Source organism: Cupriavidus sp. FW305-46 (assembly GCF_058787075.1).
In genome coordinates, this window is record NZ_JBYSZI010000036.1 from 22,531 (window position 1) to 42,103 (window position 19,573).

Annotated in this window: 21 protein-coding genes; 6 read left to right on the forward strand and 15 right to left on the reverse strand. The window is 69.5% G+C overall.

All coding sequences use genetic code 11. The features are described from left to right. The first annotated feature begins 27 nt into the window (after positions 1-27). Positions 28-1,173 carry a DSD1 family PLP-dependent enzyme gene (locus AC3WON_RS18235; RefSeq protein WP_492319428.1) on the forward strand — a complete coding sequence of 382 codons (1,146 nt, stop codon included), beginning with the start codon at positions 28-30 and terminating at the stop codon, positions 1,171-1,173. Then, complete coding sequence (locus AC3WON_RS18240; RefSeq protein ID WP_492319429.1) at positions 1,163-1,585, forward strand: RidA family protein; 423 nt, start codon at positions 1,163-1,165, stop codon at positions 1,583-1,585. Before AC3WON_RS18235 ends, AC3WON_RS18240 begins: the two co-directional genes overlap by 11 nt. Here the strand turns inward: AC3WON_RS18240 and AC3WON_RS18245 are convergent. Together AC3WON_RS18245 and AC3WON_RS18250 are read right to left on the reverse strand one after the other, a co-directional pair. Beyond that, a complete protein-coding gene (locus AC3WON_RS18245; RefSeq protein WP_492319430.1) occupies positions 1,572-2,708 on the reverse strand; it encodes an NADH:flavin oxidoreductase in 1,137 nt (378 codons plus the stop codon). The genes AC3WON_RS18240 and AC3WON_RS18245 overlap by 14 nt on opposite strands. Continuing rightward, positions 2,705-3,103 carry a RidA family protein gene (locus AC3WON_RS18250; protein WP_492319431.1) on the reverse strand — a complete coding sequence of 133 codons (399 nt, stop codon included), beginning with the start codon at positions 3,101-3,103 and terminating at the stop codon, positions 2,705-2,707. The genes AC3WON_RS18245 and AC3WON_RS18250 overlap by 4 nt, the downstream gene beginning before the upstream one ends. Positions 3,104-3,248: 145 nt before the next feature. On the opposite strand from AC3WON_RS18250, the gene AC3WON_RS18255 reads away from it, so the two are divergent. From AC3WON_RS18255 to AC3WON_RS18265, 3 genes are all read left to right on the forward strand, one after another. Next, positions 3,249-4,136 carry a LysR substrate-binding domain-containing protein gene (locus AC3WON_RS18255; RefSeq protein WP_492352424.1) on the forward strand — a complete coding sequence of 296 codons (888 nt, stop codon included), beginning with the start codon at positions 3,249-3,251 and terminating at the stop codon, positions 4,134-4,136. Positions 4,137-4,205: 69 nt separating this feature from the next. After that, the gene (gene pip / locus AC3WON_RS18260; protein ID WP_492319433.1) at positions 4,206-5,162 is read left to right on the forward strand and encodes a prolyl aminopeptidase; all 957 of its coding nucleotides are present in this window, start codon (positions 4,206-4,208) and stop codon (positions 5,160-5,162) included. Positions 5,163-5,204: 42 nt separating this feature from the next. After that, positions 5,205-5,858 (forward strand): glutathione S-transferase family protein, encoded by a 654-nt coding sequence (locus tag AC3WON_RS18265; protein ID WP_492319434.1) that lies wholly within the window; start codon positions 5,205-5,207, stop codon positions 5,856-5,858. On the opposite strand, the gene AC3WON_RS18270 is transcribed toward AC3WON_RS18265, so the two are convergent. Further along, positions 5,816-7,123, reverse strand: a complete 1,308-nt coding sequence (locus AC3WON_RS18270) for an SGNH/GDSL hydrolase family protein (RefSeq protein ID WP_492319435.1) — start codon at positions 7,121-7,123, stop codon at positions 5,816-5,818. The genes AC3WON_RS18265 and AC3WON_RS18270 overlap by 43 nt on opposite strands. Before the next feature lie 134 nt (positions 7,124-7,257). Between AC3WON_RS18270 and AC3WON_RS18275 the strand changes: the two genes are divergently transcribed. Beyond that, positions 7,258-8,163, forward strand: coding sequence for a LysR family transcriptional regulator (locus AC3WON_RS18275; protein WP_492352425.1), 906 nt, complete (start codon positions 7,258-7,260; stop codon positions 8,161-8,163). 15 nt (positions 8,164-8,178) lie between these two features. Here AC3WON_RS18275 and AC3WON_RS18280 read toward each other — a convergent pair whose 3' ends face one another. The 12 genes from AC3WON_RS18280 to AC3WON_RS18335 form a co-directional block, all read right to left on the reverse strand. Continuing rightward, complete coding sequence (locus AC3WON_RS18280; RefSeq protein ID WP_492319437.1) at positions 8,179-9,396, reverse strand: cation:proton antiporter; 1,218 nt, start codon at positions 9,394-9,396, stop codon at positions 8,179-8,181. A 54-nt stretch (positions 9,397-9,450) separates the two neighbouring features. Further along, positions 9,451-10,074 (reverse strand): 4'-phosphopantetheinyl transferase family protein, encoded by a 624-nt coding sequence (locus AC3WON_RS18285; RefSeq protein WP_492352426.1) that lies wholly within the window; start codon positions 10,072-10,074, stop codon positions 9,451-9,453. Between the two features lie 68 nt (positions 10,075-10,142). Next, positions 10,143-10,592 (reverse strand): excinuclease ATPase subunit, encoded by a 450-nt coding sequence (locus tag AC3WON_RS18290; RefSeq protein ID WP_492352427.1) that lies wholly within the window; start codon positions 10,590-10,592, stop codon positions 10,143-10,145. 49 nt (positions 10,593-10,641) lie between these two features. Further along, positions 10,642-11,871: a beta-ketoacyl-ACP synthase gene (locus tag AC3WON_RS18295; RefSeq protein WP_492352428.1), complete on the reverse strand. Its 1,230-nt coding sequence runs from the start codon at positions 11,869-11,871 to the stop codon at positions 10,642-10,644. Next, entirely contained in the window at positions 11,868-12,599 is a 732-nt protein-coding gene (gene fabG / locus AC3WON_RS18300; protein WP_010810800.1) for a 3-oxoacyl-ACP reductase FabG, read from the reverse strand. Before fabG ends, AC3WON_RS18295 begins: the two co-directional genes overlap by 4 nt. Then, complete coding sequence (locus AC3WON_RS18305; RefSeq protein WP_492352429.1) at positions 12,596-13,060, reverse strand: hotdog family protein; 465 nt, start codon at positions 13,058-13,060, stop codon at positions 12,596-12,598. The genes fabG and AC3WON_RS18305 overlap by 4 nt, the downstream gene beginning before the upstream one ends. Positions 13,061-13,062: 2 nt before the next feature. Next, positions 13,063-14,250 carry a beta-ketoacyl-ACP synthase gene (locus tag AC3WON_RS18310; RefSeq protein WP_492352430.1) on the reverse strand — a complete coding sequence of 396 codons (1,188 nt, stop codon included), beginning with the start codon at positions 14,248-14,250 and terminating at the stop codon, positions 13,063-13,065. Next, positions 14,247-14,846 (reverse strand): DUF3261 domain-containing protein, encoded by a 600-nt coding sequence (locus AC3WON_RS18315; protein WP_492352431.1) that lies wholly within the window; start codon positions 14,844-14,846, stop codon positions 14,247-14,249. Before AC3WON_RS18315 ends, AC3WON_RS18310 begins: the two co-directional genes overlap by 4 nt. Beyond that, complete coding sequence (locus tag AC3WON_RS18320; RefSeq protein WP_492352432.1) at positions 14,843-16,075, reverse strand: NAD(P)/FAD-dependent oxidoreductase; 1,233 nt, start codon at positions 16,073-16,075, stop codon at positions 14,843-14,845. Before AC3WON_RS18320 ends, AC3WON_RS18315 begins: the two co-directional genes overlap by 4 nt. 53 nt (positions 16,076-16,128) lie before the next feature. Next, entirely contained in the window at positions 16,129-18,528 is a 2,400-nt protein-coding gene (locus AC3WON_RS18325; protein WP_492352433.1) for an MMPL family transporter, read from the reverse strand. Continuing rightward, complete coding sequence (locus tag AC3WON_RS18330) at positions 18,521-19,141, reverse strand: outer membrane lipoprotein carrier protein LolA (RefSeq protein WP_492352434.1); 621 nt, start codon at positions 19,139-19,141, stop codon at positions 18,521-18,523. The genes AC3WON_RS18325 and AC3WON_RS18330 overlap by 8 nt, the downstream gene beginning before the upstream one ends. Then, positions 19,138-19,554 (reverse strand): acyl-CoA thioesterase, encoded by a 417-nt coding sequence (locus AC3WON_RS18335; RefSeq protein ID WP_492352435.1) that lies wholly within the window; start codon positions 19,552-19,554, stop codon positions 19,138-19,140. Before AC3WON_RS18335 ends, AC3WON_RS18330 begins: the two co-directional genes overlap by 4 nt. Positions 19,555-19,573 lie beyond the last annotated feature (19 nt).

Genomic DNA, 19,573 nt, shown 5'->3' on the forward strand with positions numbered 1-19,573 from the left:
CCTGAACCAACCATCACCAACGACAACATGCTTGATTCCTCCGCCACGCTGCGCAGCCTGGAAACGCCTGCGGCAGTGATCGACACCCCGCGCATGCTGCGCAATATCCACCGCATGCAGGCGCGCATGGATGCGCTCGGCGTGCGCTTCCGCCCGCATGCCAAGACCAGCAAATGCACGCCGGTCGTGCGCGCGCAGATCGATGCGGGCGCAAGCGGCATCACCGTCTCCACGCTGAAGGAAGCCGCGCACTTCTTCGACGCCGGCATCACCGACATCCTCTACGGCGTGGGCATGGTGGCGAGCAAGCTGCCCCAGGCGCTGGCGCTGCGCCGCCGCGGCTGCGATCTCAAGATCGTGACCGACAGCGTGGAGTCCGCGCGCGCCATCGTCGCCTTCTGCAACGAACACCGCGAGGCGTTCGAGGTCTGGATCGAAATCGATACCGATGGCCACCGCTCCGGCGTCCGCCCCGACGCCCCCGCGCTGATCGACGTGGCGCGCATCCTGCATGATGGCGATGTGCGCCTGGGCGGGGTGATGACGCACGCCGGCTCCAGCTATGACCTGGACACGCCCGCGGCGCTTGCGGCCATGGCCGAGCAAGAGCGTGCCGGCTGCGTGCGCGCCGCCACGCGGCTGCGCGCGGCGGGCCTGCCGTGCCCGGAGGTCAGCGTGGGCTCGACCCCGACCGCGCTGTCGGCAGCCAGCCTGGAAGGCGTGACCGAGGTGCGCGCGGGGGTCTATGTATTCTTCGACCTGGTCATGCGCAATGTCGGCGTCTGCACCGAAGACGAGGTGGCGCTGAGCGTGCTGACCACCGTGATCGGGCATCAGCCGGAAAAGGGCTGGGCCATCGTCGATGCCGGCTGGATGGCCATGAGCCGCGACCGCGGCACGCAGAAGCAGAAGCACGACTTCGGCTACGGCCAGGCCTGCGCCATCGACGGCACCGTCATGCCCGGTTACGTCCTCAGCGGCGCCAACCAGGAGCATGGCATCCTCTCGCGCGAAGGCACGCCTGATCCGGATATCACCGCACGCTTGCCCGTCGGCACGATGCTGCGCATCCTGCCCAATCACGCCTGCGCCACCGGGGCGCAGTTTCCCACCTACCACGCCATTGCCGAGGATGGCGCGGCCACCGAATGGAGCCGTCTGCATGGCTGGTAAGCTCAACGATGAACACGGCGCGGTACGCACAGTCAGTCCCGCTTCGCTCGCCGCACCAGGCGGCCACTACAGCCATGCCGCCGCTGCCGGCGGCTTGGTCTTTATCTCCGGCCAGTTGCCGATTGCACCGGACGGACGCAAGCTGGTCGACGCGACGTTCGCTGCACAGGCGCAACAGGCGCTGGCCAACGTCGAGGCCGCACTGCTTGCCGCCGGCAGCAGCATCGAGGCGCTGGTACAGGTGCGCGTCTACGTGGACACGATGGACAACTGGCCCGCCTTCAACGCGATCTACGCCGCATGGGCCGGCGAGGCCCGGCCGGCCAGGGCCGTGGTGCCCACCGGCCCGCTGCATTTCGGGCTGAAGGTCGAGGTGGAGGCCGTGGCGGTTGCGACCGTCAGCCCGGCGTGACCGCTGGGCGGCGTGCTTCGCGCAGCGCTAGTTCGGCATCCTTGATATTGCCCAGCGGCGCGAGAACGGCCGCATCGAACGGCCGCACCGGCTGTCCCTCGCGCACCAGCACCGGCCAGTCCGGATTCGCAAGGGCGCCGCGTCCGAGCGCGACCAGCGTCGCGCCATCGTCCAGCAGGCTGGCAGCGCGCGATGGCTCATGCAGGCTGCCGTTGGCCACGATCGCGAGCCCGGGTGCGGCACGGCGTGCAAGCTGCACCAGCGTCGCGCCGTGGTCCGCGAAGGCGGGCTGCCATGCTTCGTGCTCCGTCACGTGGAGGTAGTCCACGGTGCTCGCCGCGAGCGCGGAGAAAACGGCGGCCGCGCCCTCCGCGCCTTCCGGCCACTTGTGGACGAAATCATTGACCTTGCCTTGCGAGATGCGCATGCCGACGGGAAAGACCGCCCCCACGGCAACGCGCACCGCGCGGACGGTTTCCAGCGGCAGGCGCATGCGCTGCGCGATGCTGCCGCCCCACGCGTCCTGGCGTTGATTCGTATAGCCCGTCAGGAACTGATCCAGCAGATAGCCATTGGCACCGTGGATTTCAACGCCGTCGAAACCCGCGTCACGGGCCAGCCGGGCGGCCTGCGCAAAGCCTTCGATGGCCTGCAGGATGTCCGCCTCTTCCATGGCGCGCGGCATCCGGTATGGACCCTTGCCGGCATACACGGTCATCTGCTGCCCCTTGGGCTGCACCGCCGAGGGTCCGACCGTGTGGTCGCGGAAGCGGTTGGCTTGCGACAGCGCACCGGCGTGCATCAGCTGGGCCACGATGCGCCCGCCCTGCTGGTGGACCGCGGCAACCACCTGGCGCCACGCGGCCACTTGCTGCGCATCCGTCAAACCGGGCTGGCCGGCATAGCCCTGGGCATAGGCACGGTCGGTATAGATGCCCTCCGTGACGATGAGGCCAAAGCCGCCGCGGGCAAAGCCTGCGTAGTAGCGCGTCATGGCCTCGGTGGGGACGCCTGCGGCGGTGGCGCTGATGCGCGTCATCGGCGCCACCGCGAGCCGGTTGCGCAGCGGCACGCCGTTCAGCGCCAGCGTATCGAACAGCGATGGGGTGGCGGGCGTGGTCATCGCGCAGCCTCTGCGGCCAGGGCGATGGCTTCGATCTCGATCTTCGCGTCCGGCGAGTAGAGCGCCGAGACCTCGACGATGGTGTCGGCCGGATAGGGGGCAGAGAACCACTTGCGGCGCAGTTCGACGATCTTCGGGAAGTGTGCCATCGAGGTCAGGAAGATCGTCACCTTCACCACGCGGTCCAGCCCCGAGCCGCCCGCCTGCAGCGCGCGCCTGAGGTTGCTGAACGCCTGCTCGGCCTGGGCATCGAAGTCGTCACGGCCCACGATGGCGCCATCGTCGCCGACCCCGGCCTGGCCGGAGACGAAGAGGAAGCCGCCGGCCCGGATGGCTTGCGAAAGCAGATAGGGAGCATAGGGGTCGGGTTGGGTGTGGACTTGTTCCAGCAGCATTGCTGACTCCGGTAGATGGTTTAGTAGAATTCACCTGATCGCCTGGATGGCCGATCCGATGGGTCAAGTATCGGAGCGGGATCAGGCCGCGACAAATGGTTGCTTTTCAGTCGACACATGAATGCATCTCATCTAAGGAGGAAGCTTGCGCAAACTGCCGCCACTGGGTGCCCTGCGCACCTTTGAAGCCGCCGCCCGGCGCGCCAGCTTCAAGCACGCGGCGGACGAACTGCACGTCACGCCGACGGCGGTCAGCCACCAGATCCGGTTGCTGGAAGAGAGCCTTGGCGTGAAGCTGTTCGAGCGCCAGACCCGCAAGGTGCGCCTGACGCCCGCCGGGCATCAGTTGTTTCCCGCGGTGCGGGACGGCCTGGACGGGATGGAGCGCGCCGTGCTGGCGGTGCAGCGCAGCGGACAGGCCAACGTTGCCACGCTGACGTCGACCGTTGCCTTCATGGCCAGGCGCCTGGCACCGTGCGCCGGCCAGTTCCGCGCGGCCTACCCTGACTGGACGCTGCGCCTGGATGCGTCGGACCAGATCGTCGACCTGGACCACGATGCGGACGCTGCCATCCGCTACGGCAGCGGCAGCTATCCCGGCCTGGTGGTCGAGCCGTTGTTCCGCGACCGGTTTGCGCCGGTCTGCAGCCCCGGCCTGAAGCTGGCCAGCGTGCAAGACCTGAAGCACGCCACGCTGGTGCACTTTGAATGGGGCGCCGGCGCGCGCGATGACGAGCGCGCGCCGGTATGGCGCCAGTGGCTGGCGCACGCCGGCGTCGAGGTCACCGATCCACAGGCTGGCCTCAGCTTTACCGACGAGATCCACGCCGTGCAGGCGACCATCGCGGGGCAGGGAGTCGGCCTGCTCAGCCTGACGCTGGTCGCGGAAGAGCTGGCCTCGGGCGTGCTGGTGCAGCCCTTCGGGCTTACGCTGGAGAGCTTCCGCTATGACCTTGTCTACAGCGAGCGCGCCGCGGAGCGTCCCGCCACGCGGTTGCTGAGGGACTGGGTGAAGGCGGTGTTTGCCGGTTAGGGGGCGGGCTACTTGTTTGCAGTTCCCTCCGGCGTACACTGTGGCTCCCGATCTCCGTAGACCATATCCATGCCCGCCTTGCGCACCCTCTATCCCGAAATCGAGCCCTATGAAACCGGCACGCTGGATGCCGGCGACGGGCATGTCATCTACTACGAGCGCGTGGGCACACCCGGCGCCAAGCCGGCGGTGTTCCTGCACGGCGGGCCCGGTGGCGGGATCTCTGCGGACCACCGGCGGCTGTTCGATCCGGCGCGCTATGACGTGCTGCTGTTCGACCAGCGCGGCTGCGGGCGTTCGACGCCGCATGCGGGGCTGGAGGCCAACACCACCTGGCACCTGGTCGACGATATCGAGCGCCTGCGCGATCTGGCCGGCGTGGAGCGCTGGCTGGTGTTCGGCGGCTCATGGGGCTCGACGCTGGCGCTGGCCTATGCGCAGAAGCACCCGCAGCGCGTCAGCGAGCTGGTGCTGCGTGGCATCTACACGGTGTCGCAGGCGGAGCTGGACTGGTACTACCAATACGGCGTGTCCGAGATGTTTCCCGACAAGTGGGCGCGTTTCCAGGCGCCGGTGCCCGAGGCCGAGCGGGGCAACATGATGGCCGCGTACCGCAAGCTGCTGACCGGTGACGACCAGGACAAGCAGGTGGAAGCGGCACGCGCATGGAGCGTTTGGGAAGGCGAGACCATCACGCTGTTGCCGGACGCCGGCAACAGCGCCAAGCATGACGACGGGCACTTCGCGCTGGCGTTCGCGCGGCTGGAGAACCACTATTTCACGCATCGCTGCTGGCTGGAAGACGGGCAGCTGCTGCGCGACGCGCACAAGCTGGCCGACATCCCCGGCGTGATCGTGCACGGCCGCTATGACATGCCGTGCCCGGTGCGCTATGCCTATGCGCTGCACCAGGCGTGGCCCACGGCCGATTTCCACCTGATCGAAGGCGCCGGCCATGCGTGGACCGAGCCGGGCATCATGGACCAGCTGATTGCCGCAACCGATCGCTTTGCGGCGCAGCAGTAGTCGCGCGCCGACCACCACCGAAGATCACCACCGGAGACCACGATGGAGCTATACGCCCACCCGTTTTCGTCCTATTGCCAGAAGGTCCTGGTTGCGCTGTACGAGAACGCCATCCCCTTCGAATTCCGGATGCTGTCGCCAGAACACGCGCAGAACATGGACGAACTCGCCAGGCTGTGGCCGCTCAGGCGCATGCCGGTGCTGGTCGACGGCAGCCGCACGGTGCTCGAGTCGAGCATCATCATCGACTACCTGGACCAGCATCACCGCGGCCCCGTGCGCTGGCTGCCGGATTCGCCCGACGCCGCGCTGGAAGTGCGCATGCTCGACCGCTTCTTCGACCAGTACGTGATGACGCCGATGCAACGCATCGTGGCCGACTACCTGCGCCCGGCGGAGCACCGCGATGCCTATGGCGTGGCCGAGGCGCGCAAGCTGCTTGACTCAGCCTATGCCTGGCTTGAGCCAACGCTGGCCGGCCGGGAATGGGCCGCGGGCGGCGCCTTCACGCTGGCCGATTGCGCTGCCGCGCCGTCGCTGTTCTATGCGGACTGGGTGCATCCCATCCCGGATGCGCGCGCCAATGTGCGCGCTTATCGCAACCGGCTGCTGGCGCGGCCATCGTTCGCGCGCGCGGTGGACGAGGCGCGGCCCTACCGCCCGCTCTTTCCACCGGGTGCGCCGGACCGGGACTGACGGGCAAGCTCAGGCAGCGCCGCATCGATCTGCGCCGCCATGGCGCGATAGCCCGCGTCGCCGGGATGCAGGTGGTCGCCGCTGTCGAACGCCGGCAGCAGCGCCTGCGGGCGCGCGGGATCGCGCACCGCGGCGTCGAAGTCCACCACCCCATCGAACGCGCCGCCGTTGCGGATCCAGTCGTTGACCGCCAGCCGCACCGCTTCCTTGCCCGGGCTGTCATAGCCGCGGATCGGCGTATCGCGCAGCGCCCCCGCAAACGGCGTGATGGTGGCGCCGATCACGCGCACGCCGCGCGCGTGGGCGCGCGCGATCAGGCGGCGGTAGCCCTCGATCAGCGCGGCGGCCTGCGGCACCGCATCGCCCGGTGCAAAGGTGGAGCCCGGCCAGGCGATATCGTTGATGCCGATCGCCGCGATCACGGTGCGCACATGCGGCTGGCTCAGTACGTCGCGATCCAGCCGCGCCAGCGCGGACTCCCCCATGCCATCGCGCAGCAGCCGGCCGCCGGAGATGCCGGCATTGAGCACAGCCACGCCGTTGCCGGCCGCACGCTGTGCCAGCACGTCGGGCCAGCGGCGGTTGGTGTCGGGGGTTGAGCCGTTGCCCTCGGTGATCGAATCGCCGATGGCCACCACGGCGCCGGCATGCCCGGGCGCATCGACCTGCACCTCGCTGAGCAGGATGCGCGCGCTGAACCACTGCGGCGCAGGCAGCATGGCCCGCGTAGTCGCATTGCCGGCCGCGAGCCACGCGGTCTGGCGCCCATCCCAATGGAACGACTCGATCGCTGTCGGTTGCGGCAGGTAGAGGCTGAGTGCCAGTTCGCCCAGTGCGGGGGCGTCGAAGGCGACCGGATCGCTTGCCACGGACTGGCCAGCCGGGATGATCACCGACGCGCTGCCGCGGAACGTCACCGCGCGGCTGCCCGCCGCCTCGGTACTGCCACTGCCGGCATGGCGCGCGAGTTGCGCCGCGCCGACCGCGACCGGGTGGCGGCCGTAAGGGTTGGACAGCACCACGCGCACGCGCTTGCCGCCCACGCTGAGCCGTACCACCTGGCGCAGCGTCTGGCCGGACAGCACCGCGGGCACGCCAGTCGGCAGCGGCTGGGCGCCGGGCTGCCACACCGGCTGCTGGCTTGCCATCCAGCTGGTCAGCCAGGCCGGGTCCTGCAAGGGGCTGGCCAGCGCCGCGGTGCTGGCGATGGTGGCGGAGAACGTCAGCGCAGTCAGGCGGCGCAGGATGCGGGGAATGCGGAGCATGGGTTTGCCTCGGTTCGTGGACCGGCGTTGGTGCCGGCATGACGCCCAAGGTAGGGCATTCCAGAAATGACAGGTAGCAGGCAGAATGGCATATCGCTCATGCCACGATGGAATGAGTGGGCACAAGGAACGGCATGGACACCATCAGGGCAATGCAAGTCTTCGTGCGCGCCGTGGAGCTGGGCAGCCTGTCGGCGGTGGCGCGCGAGCAGCAGTCGACCCAGCCGACCATCAGCAAGACCGTGGCTGCGCTGGAGAAAGACATGGGCGTGCGGCTGCTGGAGCGCAGCACCACCGGCCTGTCGCCGACCGAGGCGGGGCGGCGCTTCCATGAGCGGGCGCGCCGCGTGCTGGATGAATACGGCGAGGCGGTCAGCGATGCGCGTGGCATGTCCGGGCGCCCGGCCGGGCGGGTGCGCGTCAGCGCGCCGGCCAGCTTCGGCGTGCTGCGGCTAAATGCGCTGGTGCTGGCGTTCCAGCAGCGCTATCCGGAGGTGGAGGTGGAGTTGCTGTTCGACGACCGCTTCGTCGACCTGGTGGAGGAGGGCGTCGACATCGCAGTGCGCCTCGGCGCCTCGCTGCCGCCCAACGTGGTCGCGCGCCGCATCGCGGTGTCGCCGCGGCTGCTGGTGGCCTCGCCGGATTACCTCGCACGCCATCCGCGCATCCGGCAGCCGGCCGACCTGGCGCGGCACCAGATCCTGCGCTTCACCTGGCTGGCCGCCGGCGACGAGATCGTGCTCGACGGGCCCGGCGGGCAGGCGCCGGTCAGCGCGCCCTGCCGCTACCGTGTCAACAACTCGCTGGCGATGCGCGAGAGCTTCCTGGCCGGCGCCGGCTTTGGCATGACCCCGGCATGGCTGGTGCAGGACCTGCTCGACAGCGGCGCCCTGCAGCGCGTGTTGCCACGCTGGAGCGGTCCGGCGCAGGAAGCCTTCCTGGTCTATCCGTCGCGGCGCTACCAGCCGGAGCGGGTGCGGCTGTTGCTGGACTACCTGGCGCAGGCGATTGCAGGGTTGCCGGGATTGACCCCGGTGTGAGCGGCCGGATGGCGCTTAATGCAACCGGCCCCGCGCCACCAGCATCGTCAACGGCCGCGCCAGCAGCGTGCTGGCCAGCGCCATCAGCAGCAGCCCGGAAAACGCCGCGGTGCTGATGATGCGCGCGTCCAGCAGCACGGTCAGCACCACCACCTCGACCAGGCCCTTGGTCTGCAGCAGCGTGCCCAGCGCCAGCGATTCGCGCCAGCCCATGCCGGCGCGGCGCGCGGGCAGCGCCACGCCGGCCATCTTGCCGGTGATCGCGATGACCAGCGACAGCAACGCGATCCACAGTGTCATCGGATTATCCAGCGAGATCTCGGTGCGCAGTCCGGCGGCGAGGAAGAAGAAGGGCAGCAGCACCACCACCGTGACCGGTTCGAGCTGCTGGCGCACGCGCTGCGCTTCGCGCGCGGGCCATACCAGCCCGGCGACGAAGCCGCCCATCACATGGTGCAGCCCGGCCAGTTCGCCCAGGAATGCCGAGGCCAGCACCAGGAACAGCGCCATCGCCAGCAGCAGCTCGGTCTCCGGCGCGCGGCGGCGCAGCAGCCATGCCAGCGCGGGGCGCACCGCCAGGAACATGAACCCCAGGTAGGCACCGGCGCGGGCCGCCACGGTGAGGCCGCTGGCGCCGTCCTGGCCGCCATGCTGCAGCAGCACCAGGGTCAGGAACAGCCACACCCAGGCATCGTTGACGGCCGCGCAGCGCAACGCCAGCTGGCCCAGGCGGGTGCCGGTCAGGCGCATTTCGCGCAGCAGCGCACCCAGCACCGGCAGCGCCGTGACGGCGGTGCAGATGCCCATGGCGCAGGCAAACCAGGAGGGGCTGGCCAGTTCCCCCGCGACCGGCCAGCCGGCCGTGGTCATCCACCAGCCGGCAGCGGCCCCCAGCGCGAACGGCGCCGCAATGCTGCCCAGCGAGATCTGCAGGGTCGCGCGCCAGTGCGCAGGCACGCTGTCTTCGCGCAGGTGCAGGCCGGTCAGGAAGCAGAACAGCGTCACCGCCAGCCACTGCAGGCCGGACAGCATCGGCAGGCGATCGGGGCCGAACAGCGCGGTCCAGCCCTGCGGCGCCAGCTGCCCGAACACCGACGGCCCCAGCACGATGCCGGCCAGCACCTGCACGCCGACCAGCGGAAACACCGAGCGCAGGCCGGCACCACGCCATAGCAGGTAGGGCAGGGCGACCACCAGCATCGCTTGCAGGAAGAAGATGCTGACCCCGTTCATGGGGCCAACCTGGCATGGCATGCGCCAACCGGCGCAACGTGTTCAGACATCGATTCAGGCATGGTTGATGGCAGCGGAGCCGCTCGGCACCAGCCGCCAGTAACGCGGGGCTGTGGGCATTTCCGGTGTGGTCACAGTATCAACGTCAGTGGTGCAGAGGGCCAGCACATGGCCGTCATGCATCCAGGTACAGGCATTGGCGTCCCGCGCGCACGCCTCTTCAAACGTCAACGCATGGCCCAGCATGGTGGCGAACAGGCCGCCGCCGTGGCGCTTGAGCCCAGCTTCCTTGAGCGTCCAGGCATGCGCAAACCGATGCATGGTGTCCGCTGGCGTCACGTGGCAGCCAAGCGCGGCACGCTCGGCCTCGGTGGTGATTGCGCCAAAGAGTGCGTCGAGGCCCTTGCGTTGCCGCACGGGTTCCAGGTCGAGGCCAAGTGCATCGCTGCCCACCGCGCAGGCGATCAGGTCGCCGCTGTGCGAGATCGACAGTCTCGCCGCAACCGGGCCGCGGGCTTCGGGCGACGCATCTTCCCCGTCCGTCAGCGACCAGTCCTGCCAGCCGCCGCCGAAGGCCTGCGCCAGCAGCGTGCGGGCCAGCCAGCGGCCCGCCACAAACTGCGCGCGCCGCCGGGTTGCCTGCATCGCGGCCAGGCGCGCGTGCTCGCCTTCTGACATCCACGACCGCGCGTCGGGTGCCTGCGTGGCAAGCGCTGCCACACATCCAAGGCGCAGCCAGGCTGGCATTACTGCGCGATCTTGGCGTAGGTGCCTTTCAGCGCCACGCCCACCACCACCGCACCGGCGTGGCATTCATAGTCGGTTGCGCTCGCGACCTCGTTCTTCTTGTAGTAGCTGACGATGTCGATGACGGCGTTGGCGCCCTTGGACTTGGCCGTGTCCTGCAGAGCGATCAGCGCCGACAGCGCGGCCCAGCGGCAGCCGTCCTCGTCGCTCTTGCCCACGCCATTGGTCTTGCGGTTGGAGACGTCCGACTCCAGGCGCTCCAGCACCTTCGGCGTCTTCTGCCCGGCCAGGTAGAAGCGGAAGGAGTCGTCGAGCTTTTCCTTGGCTTCCGGCATGTTGAGCACTTCCTGCAGCGGCAGCATGTACTTGGTGTCGCGGGCGATCGCGGGGGTGGCGAGCAGGGCGCTGGCGCAGATCGTCAGGGCGACGGCGGAGAGAACGGGCTTCATAGATCTTCCTTTTTCTGGTTGGTATGCGGTTGGCAATCTAAAAAGGACTTCAGTCTTCCCAACGGCGGAACACCAGCGATGTGTTGATGCCGCCAAAAGCGAAGTTGTTGCTCATTACGTAGTCTACCGCCAGCTCGCGCGGGGTCTGCATGATGTAGTCGAGGGGCGCGCAGCGCGGGTCGGGGCTGCTCAGGTTCAGCGTGGGCGCAAACCAGCCGTCGCGCATCATCTCGATGGTCATCCAGGCTTCGAGCGCGCCGCATGCGCCCAGAGTATGTCCCATGTAGCTCTTGAGCGAGCTGACCGGCATGGCAGTGCCGAACACGGCGTGCGTGGCGTGCGATTCGGCCACGTCGCCGTGGTCGGTGGCGGTGCCGTGGGCGTTGACGTAGCCGATGCGGTCAGGTTCCAGGCCTGCGTCTTCCAGCGCCAGGCGCATTGCCACGGCCATGGTTTCGGCCTTGGGCTGGGTCACGTGCGCGCCATCGCTGTTGGTGCCGAAGCCGACGATCTCGGCCAGGATGCGCGCGCCGCGCGCCTGGGCGTGCTCCAGTTCCTCCAGCACCAGAGTGCCCGCGCCTTCGCCCAGCACCAGGCCGTCGCGAGCGCTGTCGAAGGGCCGCGGGGTGGCCTCCGGGGTGTCATTGCAGGTGCTGGTGGCAAAGAGCGTATCGAATACGGCCGCCTCGGTGGCATCGAGCTCTTCCGCGCCGCCCGCCAGCATCGCCACCTGGCGGCCGCTGCGGATGGCCTCGTAGGCGTAGCCGATGCCCTGGCTGCCCGAGGTGCAGGCGCTCGAGGTGGTCACGATGCGGCCGGTGATGCCGAAGAACACGCCGATATTGACCGCCGTGGTGTGGGGCATCATGCGGATATAGGTGGTCGCGCTGATGTCCTCGGTGGTGCGCTCGCTGCGCATGCGGCCGAAGTCGGCGACTGCCTCGGGCGTGCCGGTGGACGAGCCGTAGGCGATGCCAAGCCTGCCGCTGGCCAGCAGCGGGTCGCCGATGAGGCCCGCGTCCTGCAAGGCGGCTTCGCTGGCCAGCACCGACATCAGCGCCACCTTCCCCATCGAGCGGGTCAACTTGCGCGTGTAGTGCGCGGGCAGCGTTAGTGGCGGCACGGGCGCGCCCAGGAGCGTGTTCAGGCCCTTGATGCCTTCCCAGTCCGGCATGCGCACCACGGCGCTGCGCCCCGACGAGAGGAAGCTGCGCACGGATGCCCAGTCATTGCCCAGCGCGCAAACCGCGCCGGTTCCGGTTATGACGACGCGTTTCACCCGAACATCCCCCCGTTGACCGAAATCACCTGGCGCGTGATATAGCCCGCATCGGGCGACAGCAGGAAGGCCACGGTGGCGGCGACTTCGTCGGGCGTGCCCATGCGCCGCGCCGGGATCATGCGCAGCGCTTCGTCGCGCACGTGCTGCTCGACCATGTCGGTGTCGATCAGGCCGGGCGCCACGCAGTTGACGGTGATCGCGCGCTTGGCCAGTTCGATCGCCAGCGCCTTGGTGGCGCCGATGATGCCGGCCTTGGCCGCGCTGTAGTTGGCCTGGCCGCGGTTGCCCACCAGCCCTGACACCGACGATAGCGTGACGATGCGGCCCGGCTGGCGGCGCTGCACCATCGGCATCACCACCGGGTTGAGCACGTTGTAGAAGGCATCGAGGTTGGTATGCACCACCTCGTCCCATTCGGCGCCGGTCATGGCCGGGAAGGCCGCGTCGCGCGCCAGGCCCGCGTTGCACACCACGCCGTAGTAGCAGCCATGCGCGGCAATATCGGTCAGCAGCGCGCTGGCGGCGTCTTCACGGCGGGCCACGTCGAAGCACAGCACGCGGGATTTGCGCCCGCACGCCCGCACCGCGTCGGCGACGGAGTCGGCCTCGTCGCGGCGTGAGCGGCAGTGCACCACCACGTCATAGCCATCGCGGGCCAACCGCAGGGCAATGGCGCGGCCGATGCCGCGGGACGAACCCGTGACCAGCACGGTCGGATTACTCATGGCTGTTGTCCTTGCAGAAAGGCCTGCGCATCCGCAGGCTGGAACACGGAGACATTGGCGCGGGCGACCTCGCAGCCGTCCAGTGCCAGGCGGCAAGCAAACTGGCCCAGGCCGTTGTCCCCGATCAGTTCGGCGCGCACGCTGATGGTCAGCTCGCTGCCGATCGGGAAAGCCGGCACGTCGCACTCATAGCGGCGCGAGCCCAGCAGGAAGCCGATGCCGGGCGCGCGGCCGGCGCGCCGGTCGCGCATGCCCGCCCAGGCGGCGATGGCCTGCGCCATGTATTCGATGCCGACCCAGCCGGGCATACCGGCCGCATCGGTGAAGAGTTGCGCGGGCTGCACCGTGGCGCGCGCCGTGCAGCCTTCGTCGTCGGCATGCACCAGCGCGTCGAGCAGCAGCATGGCGCCGCCGTGGGGCACCACTTCGGCAATGGGTGGCAGGGTATCCAGGTCTTGCATGCTTATCCCTCCCCCAGCACCAGTACGCCGTTGCTGCCGCCGAAGGCAAACGACAGGCTCATCACGTGGCGCGGCGCGCGCCCAAGCGCGCTGCCCGGCCCAGCCACATTCAGCGGCGGCAGCGCCGCATCGGCCACACCGTCCCACCAGTGCGGCGGCAGCTGGCCGCGCGGGTTGCCGGCGAGGGTCAGCCACATCAGGGCGGCTTCGATGGCACCGGCCGCGCCAAGCGTGTGCGCGGTCAGCGGTTTGGTGGAGCTGACTGGCACCTCGTGGCCCAGCACGGCGGCAACGGCATGGGCTTCCATCACGTCGTTGGCGGGGGTCGCGGTGCCATGCAGGTTGACGTAGTCGATCGCCTGCGCTCCGATGCCGGCACGCGCCAGCGCCTGCCGCATGGCCAGTTGCGCGCCCTTGCCCTGCGGGTCGGGCGCGGACATGTGGTAGGCGTCGGACGATTCGCCCCAGCCGGCCAGGCGCACCGGCCCGGCTTCGGGCGACATCACGAACAGCGCCGCGCCTTCGCCGATATTGATGCCGTTGCGGTTGGCCGACAGCGGGTTGCAACGCGCGGCGCTGACCGATTCCAGCGAGGAAAAGCCGGCCACGGTAAAGGCGCACAGTGTATCGACGCCGCCGGCCAGAACCACGTCCGCCAGCCCGTGGCGCAGCAGCCGCGCGCCCGCCGCCAGCGCTTTCGCGCTGGACGAACAGGCGGTCGAGATTGTGTATGCAGGTCCGGTGGTACCCAAGGTGGCGGCGAGAAAGCCGGCGGGCGAGCCGAGTTCCTGCTGGCCGTAGTGGTAGCCAGGCGGTAACGCGCCGATGCCTGCCAGTGCCTGCATCGCCAGCTCGGCTTCACGCATGCCCGAGGTGCTGGTGCCCAGCACCACCGCCACGCGGGCGGGGCCGACGCGGGCGATGGCAGTGTCCACGGCCGGGCGCACCTGGACCAGCGCGTCAAGCAGCAGGGCGTTGTTGCGGCTGCGATGGCGCGGATCGGCATGCGCGGGCACGGAATCGTCGGCAAGGTCGCTGACCGTGCCGAGCAACAGCGGACGGCCCGGGCTGTAGCGGTCGGTGACTTCGCCGGCCGTCGGTGCACCGGCTTGCCACATGGCTGTGCGCACCGCGTCCTGGCCGCGCCCGAGCGCGCAGCGGATGCCGACGGTATTAAGGTATGCCGTCATGCCGAACCACCTGCGTTCACGTTCGCCTCGGCGGGCAAGTTGCGGATGGTCAGCCGGTAGCCATCGCGGTGCTGCACGAACAGCGTGGTGACAGCATCCGGGTAGCGGATCTCCGCCACGGTTTCGCTGCCCTGGCGCAACTGGCGCAGCATGGGTGTCGCATCGAAGCTCCAGCCCCCGGGCAGGGCGGCGCGGACCGCCGCGGCCGGCCACAGCGCCAGCTGCAGGTCGCTCAGGATGCGTTCGGGCTGCAGCTCGGCCGGCGCCCAGGGCGCGCGCGATACCTGCAGCGTGGTGCCGTCCCAGTCCAGCCGCGCCAGCACCTGCCCGCCGCCGACGGCGGCCAGGCGCGTGTGCGCGGCATCGGCTTCGAGCAGCGCCAGCAGTTCGCGGCGCTCGGTGCGGCCCAGCACGGTGAACTCGACCGTGATGTGCTGCTGCAGCTTCAGCTCGCGCTGCAGCGATGCCGGCGGCAGGCGCAGCAGCGCGGTGGCGCCGGCGGCCGGCACCGTGCGTTCGGGAGCGGAGCCGGGCGCGGCACAGCCCGCTGCCAGGGCAGCAGCCAATGCCAGCGCGGACAAGGTGGCGCGGGTCATCTCACGTTGCAGAATTCTTCCAGCACCGCCAGCCGGCGGCGCGGTTCGGCGACGAAGGGATTGTCGCGGTCCCACGCGTATCCGGCCAGGATCGCCGAGATCATGTCGCGGATTTCCGACGTGGCGTTGGGATGGAAGATCAGCGTCTGGAAGCGGCCTTCATACCAGGCTTCGACAAAGACGCGGAAGCAGTCCACGCCGGCCTTGAGCGGCCGTGCGAAGTCCTGTTCCCAGTCCACGGCCTCGCCGGCGAGCTGGCGCACCAGGCATTGCGCGGCCAGGCTGGCGGACTTGAAGGCGATGGTGACGCCGGACGAGAACACCGGGTCCAGGAATTCGCCGGCGTTGCCGAGCAGCGCGTAGCCGTTGCCCCACAACGATTTCACGTTGGCCGAATAGCCCGCGATCTGGCGCGCGGGGGTGTCCCACTGCGCGTTGGCCAGCAGCTTCGCCAGGCCGGGCTCTTCGGCCACCAGCGCCTGCAGCCGTTCGGTCTCGGTGCCGGTGTAGCGGTCCAGGAACGCCTTCTCCGCCACCACGCCCTGCGAGCAACGGCCGTCGGAGAACGGGATGGTCCAGTACCAGACATCCTGGTGCTGCGGGTGCACGCTGATCAGGATCTTGTTGCGGTCGAAGGTGCCGGTGGGGATGCGGTCTTCCACGTGCGTGAAGATCGCGCTGCGCACCGGGAAGCCCGACGGCGTTTCCAGCTGCAGCAGGCGTGGCAGGATGCGGCCGAAGCCCGAGGCATCGAGCAGGAACCTGGCGCGCACCTTGTACTGGCTGCCGTCCGGCGCGCGCACGGTGACTTCCGGCTGCGCGCCGCTGACGTCGACATCTTCCACCAGGTGCGAGAAGCGCACCTCGGCACCCTGGCGCGCGGCCTCGCGGATCAGCACGTCGTCAAAGCGCGCGCGCTGTACCTGGTAGGTGGTGCCCCAACCGGGCGAGAACTTCTCGCGGAAGTCGAAGGCGGTCTGCTGCGTGCCGCGCGAGAAGGCGGCGCCGTTCTTGTACTGGAAGCCCGCTTCCACCACCGCGCGCAGCATGCCGGCTTCTTCGATATAAGCCATGCTCTGCGGCAGCAGGCTTTCTCCGATCGAGAAGCGCGGGAAGGTCTCTTTTTCGATCACCAGCACCGGAATCCCGTGCTTGCGCAGCAAGCCGGCAGCGACCGAGCCCGCTGGCCCTGCGCCGATGATGACGACATCCGTGGTTTCCGTTTTCATATGCTTCAAGCTCCGATTCTTGGGATTGCAGGTTGGGGCGCGAATCCTTGCGGTCAGTGCCTGTCATGCGCATCGCCCGCCGGTGCCGGCGGGCGGAACCACGGCGACAGCATCCAGACCGCGCCGACGCCAGCCAGCATGGTGACGCCGAACGCATGCAGCGCCGGCGTTGACGATAGCGCCAGCAGGCCGAATGCCAGCAGGGTGCTGGCCGCGCCCAGCACGATCGCGGTCCACGACACGCCATCGCCGGGGTGTTCTAGCAGGAAGATGCCATAGTCGACACCGACGCCCAGCAGCAGTGCCAGGGCCAGCACCGGGAACAACTGCAGCGGCACCTGCATCCAGCCCAGCAGCGCCACGCTGAACAGCGCCGCGAGCAAGGTCGGCACCAGCGCGCGCCACGCGGCGCGGCCGTAGCGCCATGCCAGCAGCACGCTGACCGCGCCGGCGCCGGCCAGCAGCAGCCACGTCATCAGCACGCGGTAATGGTGCAGCAAGCCCGACAGGTCCGCCACCCGGTCGACCCATTCGACTCCGGCCACGCCGGCAACGGCAGCCCGCACCTTCGGCATGGTGTTCGGGTCGTCCAGGCCGCGCAGCAGCATCACGCTGGCATAGTTGCCGTCCTTGCCGCCCTTGTCCTGGCCCAGCCAGAGGTGGCGCAAGGCCTCCGAGACAGGATGCGCCAGCCACGCCTGCAGGGTCAGTACATCTTGCGGGCCTGCCATGCCGGATGTTGCAGCGGTGCCAGATGACCCTGTCATCCGCGCGATGCGCTCACGCACCTGTGCCTCCAGCGGTGCGGCCAACGCCGCATCGGCCCGCTGGCGTGCCGCCGAGGGCACCCAGTCCGACAGCGCGACAAAACTGCCTAGTTTACCCTGCGCCACGATGCCCGCCAGTGCCGCCTTGGCCGCTTCCTCGCGCTGCAGCACCTGGTCGGCAGAGGCGCCGCGCACCAGCAGGAACTGCGCGGGGCTGGGGCTGCCGAGCAGGCGGCCGGCGCTGCGTTGCGCCTCGATCAGCGCGGGCGGCGAGTTTTGCATCTGGCGCACGTCGTCGACCACCTTCACCTGCAACAGGCCAGGCACGATAAAGGCGGCCAGCACCGCGGCCAGCAGCGCCGTGCGGCGGTCGGCGTGCACGCGCGGCCAGCGTGCGAGGCTGTCGGCCAGCCACGCAGACAGCCGCGTGGGCCGCAGGCTGCCGCGGTCGAGCAGCGGAAACCACAGCACCACGGTCAGGAATGCGGCCAGCAGGCCCACGGCGGAGAACAGCGCCATCTGCCGCAGACCCGGGAACGGCGCGATGCCCAGCGCCAGGTAGGCGACGACGCTGGTGGAAAGCGCCAGCGTCATGCCGGGCAGCAGCAGGCGCATCACGCCTGCCGGCGTGCGCCGGCCATCGGCCTGGCGGGTCACGAAGTAGTGGATGCCGTAGTCTTCGGCCACGCCTACCAGGCTGGCGCCGAATACCAGTGTGATCAGGTGCACGCGCTCGAACACGATGCCGGTCACGGAGATCGCTGCGGCGGTGCCGATCAGGAGCGACAGCGCCACCAGCACGATCGGGCGCAGCGAGCGGAAGGCCAGCCATACCAGCAGCAGCACCGCGGCCAGCGAGCCCAGGCCGATCACGTTCATCTCGAAGCTGGCCTGCGCCGCCGCCGCTTCCGCATGCAGCGGGATGCCTGCCATCACCACGCGCACCGCGTCCTGCCCGGCGCGCGCGCTGGTGTCGGCGCGCGCCAGCAGGTCGCCATAATCGGTATCGCCGCTGACCGAGAATGCGGGCTTGTTGATGCGGTAGGTCAGCAGCACCCAGTGCAAGCCTTCGGCGGAGAAGGCCGGCAAGCCGTCGCGCTCGCGCACGCGGGTCAGGTCGGCGCGTGACAGCCACCAGTCCTGCCACAGCCCGAGCGGGTCGGCCGACCAGCCCGACAGGCTGGTGCCGGCAGTGAACTGGTACAGCCGCGCCAGCGCCTGCTGCGCCAGCGTATCCGCATCGGCGTGGCCAAGCATGGCGCGCTGGCTGTCGGTCAGCAGGTGGTCGCGCCACGGCCGGTAGAACGCCAGCGCGGCATCGAAGTCGAACGCGGCGATCCTGTCGACCGGGCGCAGCAGCTCGGGATGTGCGCCGGTGGCCTGGCCGAAGCGCTGTGCGGCGGTCCTGGCCTGCTGCCAGTCGGGCGCGCCGACCAGCACGATGATCTCGCGCGAGACCCCGTCGGCCAGCTGGCGCAGCACGCGGTCGGCGGTGGCGGTGCGCTCGCTGCCGGGCAACAGCGCCATCACATCGGTATCGATGCGCGCGCTGCGCCAGAAGCTGGCCTGGTGCAGCGCCAGCCCGACAACGATCACTAGCCAGGCCAGCGCCAGCACCCGCGCAAGCGGCGCCATGCCCGCGGCGGCGCGGGCCCCGTTGGCTGCGCGGTTGGCCGAATCACTCAAAGCGCTGGGCCTCCGCGGCGGAAAGGCGCGGCGCGGCCACCGGCTCGATCAGCCGGATCCGGGTGGCATCGCCGCCGGCCTCTTCCAGCCGGATGCTGCGCACATAGCGGTCGCCGGTGAGTTCAATGCGCGCAAAGGCGCGGCGGATGCCGCTGTCGGTCGGCGTCAGCGTCAGCGCCCAACCGTCCTTGCCTGCCAGCCGCGCGTCGATCGCAAAGCGCGCCGACAGCGCCGACAGGTCGCCGCGCAGCACCGCGATCATCGATTCGCCGACCACGCGCATGGCCGGCTGCGCGTCCGCCGCCAGGCGCTGCTGCACCTGGCCATCGGAGCCGCGCACCACCAGCTGCGTGGGCGTGACCACCAGGCTCGACACGATCGGCTCGCGCGTGGTCCAGGCGAGGCCGCGTTCGCGCGCCAGCACGAAGTCGCCGCGCGACACCAGTGGATTGGTAAAGCCGGCCAGCTGGCGCTGCTGTTCGAAGCGGCCGCGGATCACCGGCGCGTCAGCCAGCCGCGCCGCGATTGCGCCCGGCGTGTCGGCGCCTTGTGCCGGCAGCGCCGGCAGGCAGGCGGCCAGCGCAAGGGCGGCCAGCAAGGTGCGGCGCTTCACGGCTGCACCCCCAGCCGCTCCCACAGCACTGGCGGGCACTCGTAGCACATCTCGCCGTTGCGCATGTCCACTGCCACCTGCACCGAATAGCCCTTGGACAGGCGCTCGCCGGTCGCAGCATCGCGCAGCAGGTAGTCGATCTTGAGGCGGTTCTCCCATTCGACGACGGTGGCGCGCACGGTCACGGTCTGGCCGTAGACCAGCGGGCGCACATAGCGCAGGCGCAGGTCGACCACCGGCCAGGCATAGCCGGAATCACGCATGGCGGGATAGTCGTAGCCAAAGCGCGCCAGCAGCGCGCAGCGCGCCTGTTCCAGGTAGCGCACATAGTTGCCGTGCCACACCACGTCCATCGGGTCGAGGTCGTGGAAGGCGGGGCTCAGGGTGATCTCGTGGCTGAGGTCTGGGGTCATGGCACGGTAGGTTTTCGAT